Source organism: Nocardia brasiliensis ATCC 700358 (genome assembly GCF_000250675.2).
Classification (GTDB): Bacteria; Actinomycetota; Actinomycetes; order Mycobacteriales; family Mycobacteriaceae; genus Nocardia; species Nocardia brasiliensis_B.
In genome coordinates this window covers 5162641-5164505 of record NC_018681.1, presented here as the reverse complement: position 1 = coordinate 5164505, position 1865 = coordinate 5162641, and the positions used below count along the sequence as shown (strand labels likewise).

Sequence of the window (1865 nt, the reverse complement as noted above, 5' to 3'; positions counted from 1 at the left end):
CGCGACGTAACTGCCTGCGCCGATAGGGGGCCGCGCGAGCCTGCCGTGCTGGGCGGCCCCCAGAACTCACTGCTCCCGAGGGGCGGACCCGGGCTGTTACCGTCCGAGCGGACGACGACGGACGCCACGGGGGTTGTACATGCGAACTGCTGGTCCAGGCAGCATATTTCAGCAGCGGTCGGGCTCGGCGTCGTGGTTGTGCCGCGGCGTCGGGGTGCTGGCGGGCGTGCTGGTCGCGACGGCCTGCTCCGGTGGCGGGCCGGAGGGCCCGCGATACGCGACCGGATTCACGGCACTGCCCGCATCGTGTGCCGAGGTCGGCGCGATCGCGGCCGATGCGCTACGCGGTTTCGCCGCGACCTTGCCTGCGACCGACGCGCAACTTTTCACCAAGCATCAGTACACCACCGCCGTCGGGGGTTCGCTCGAGTGCGAGGCCACCTTCGAGGATCCGATCCCGCGGCCCGGACAGGTCGCCGAAAGCGTGCCGTTGTCCCGCGCGGCGACCATTCGTCTCTTGTTCCTGGACGGGCCGACTCTCGCGGACCGCAGCGCCACGGCGACGACCTCGGCCCCGCCGGGAACCGCCACCGTGACGCCGCTGCCCGGCATCGGCGACAGCGCGACCGCCTACTTCCAGCCCACCGGCGATCGCCGGGTCGCGGCGATGGTGTCGGCTCGAGTCGCCAATCTCTCCGTTTTCGTCCAAACAGCAGGTCTGGACTGGTCTGCCGCGAGTGGCGGCACACCTACGGGTGACTCGCCGAAAGTGCGCACGGATCTGGCCGGCGGCGCCCGATCGATCGCCGAGGTCCTCACGCGCAGCCTGTCAGCCAGTCTGCCGCGCCGCACCTTGGACAGCATCCGTGAGACTACGCCGGAGCCCGCTACCTCCGTGACAACTGCTGCGCCCCAACCGGTCTGGGATCCGTGCGGCATTCCCGACGACGACGTGACAGCGGCCGGGCTGGACCCGCGGACGAAGAGTCCGACCGCGGTCAGCGAGGTTCAGGGAGGATGCGGTTGGTCCGCCGGCTGGTACGACGTGGACGTGTACGCCAGCAACCGACGTTTCACCGAATTCGTCTACGACAGTGCCTTTTTCCTCCAGCCGGTGCCGATCGCGGCCGCGGACCGGCGTGCTGTGCTCGCGCGTCGCACCAGAGCCGAGTCGTCCTGCTCCCTGCTGTTCGATGTCCCGCAGCAGACCAGCGGGGGAGTCGACACCGGCATCGTCGAACTGGAGGCATCGGCCGGCGATCCCGCTCGCGGCGACGAACTGTGCACCGCACTCGCCGGGCTCGCGGTGCCGCTCAGCGCCCACTTTCCTGCCGGTCGCTAGCCGCGATCATCAGGTCGTCGGTCATGGCGCGCAGGTAGGGGCAGTCCTCAGCGGGATTGGGATCAGGGCAGGCCAGCAGGTGCTCCAGCATCGTCCTGGCGGCCAACAGGCGTTCCTGTTGCTGGGCGATCTCCTCGAGGCGTTCCTGGACCGCATGCCGCCACTCATGATTGCGCGCGGCCAGGACCGTGCCGATTTCGTCGAGGTTCATCAGGCCGGTTTCGCGCCACATGTGGATGAGGCCGATGCGATGCAGTTCGTCGTCGCCGTAGAGGCGCCAGCGCGATCGCCGCTGGGCCGGGCGGAGTAAGCCACGCTTCTCCCAGTAGCGCAGCGCTGATTCTGCCAGGCCGAATCGCCTTGCGGCCGTGCCGATTCCGACCAGGTCGTGGTCCAGCGGCCGGTCTGCCGCAGCGGTGTCGTCCATCTCGCCTGCCGTTCTCGTCGTTGTAGGACTTGATCTCTACTCGACTTCAAATGTTTGAGTAAGGCAAGCCTAACGAACAGGGTGGAACTACGACCG

2 protein-coding genes are annotated in these 1865 nt (G+C 68.4%); one reads left to right on the top strand and one right to left on the bottom strand.

Features of this window, described 5'->3' with window-relative positions; genetic code table 11:
• The first annotated feature begins 139 nt into the window (after window positions 1-139).
• Window positions 140-1342: a DUF3558 family protein gene (locus O3I_RS22835; RefSeq protein WP_081594080.1), complete on the top strand. Its 1203-nt coding sequence runs from the start codon at window positions 140-142 to the stop codon at window positions 1340-1342.
• Here the strand turns inward: O3I_RS22835 and O3I_RS22830 are convergent.
• The gene (locus O3I_RS22830) at window positions 1314-1769 is read right to left on the bottom strand and encodes a MerR family transcriptional regulator (protein WP_014985348.1); all 456 of its coding nucleotides are present in this window, start codon (window positions 1767-1769) and stop codon (window positions 1314-1316) included. The genes O3I_RS22835 and O3I_RS22830 overlap by 29 nt on opposite strands.
• Between the last annotated feature and the right edge of the window lie 96 nt (window positions 1770-1865).

What these genes read in the sequence shown, in the direction of transcription:
- O3I_RS22835 (WP_081594080.1), top strand. Translation starts at nt 140, where the DNA reads ATGCGAACTGCTGGTCCAGGCAGCATATTTCAGCAGCGGTCGGGCTCG.
- O3I_RS22830 (WP_014985348.1), bottom strand. Translation starts at nt 1,769, where the DNA reads ATGGACGACACCGCTGCGGCAGACCGGCCGCTGGACCACGACCTGGTC.